Raw genomic sequence first — 608 nt, forward strand, 5'->3', positions numbered from 1 at the left:
CCGCAAGGAAGACGACGTGGAGGCGATGTTCGAATACCTCCGCCGCGGCGTGCTGAGCGTCGTCTCGACGGACCACGTCGCCTCGAAGCGCGCCGACAAGGTCGACCGGCCGTGGTGGGAGGGCCCGTTCGGCGCGAACGGCGTGCAGGTCAGCCTCCCGGTGTTCCACGACGAGGCGGTCAACGAGCGCGACTTCTCGTACCCGTTCCTCGTCCGCGTGATGAGCCGGAACCCCGCGCGCATCTTCGGGATGTCGGACAAAGGCACTCTGGACCCTGGCACGGACGCGGACGTGATTCTGTTCGACCCCGAGGAGACGTACACGATTACTGACGAGGACAACGCCTCGAACGCCGACTTCTCCATCTACGAGGGCCGAGAGGTCACCGGTCGCGTGAAAAAGACGTTCGTCCGCGGCGAACTCATCGCTGACGACGGCGAAATCGTCTCCGAGCCGGGCCACGGCGAGTACATCAACCGGGAACTGCCGGACTGGGACGCCTGAGACCGCCGGGAGGGACAGGCTTTTCACCGTCTGGTCTCATTCGACGTGTGAATGAGTAACGCAGCACAGGAGCCAGCGGTGCCGACCGACAGCGACGGCGCAC

Annotated in this window: 1 protein-coding gene; it reads left to right on the forward strand. The window is 65.3% G+C overall.

Annotation, left to right across the window (positions count from 1 at the left end):
• On the forward strand, window positions 1-505 hold a 505-nt coding region (locus D3D02_RS18495), incomplete at its 5' end, for an amidohydrolase family protein (protein ID WP_147435725.1).
• Window positions 506-608: the final 103 nt, after the last annotated feature.

Origin of the sequence: Halobellus sp. Atlit-38R, assembly GCF_003665925.1 — an archaeon.
Lineage (GTDB): Archaea > Halobacteriota > Halobacteria > Halobacteriales > Haloferacaceae > Haloquadratum > Haloquadratum inordinatus.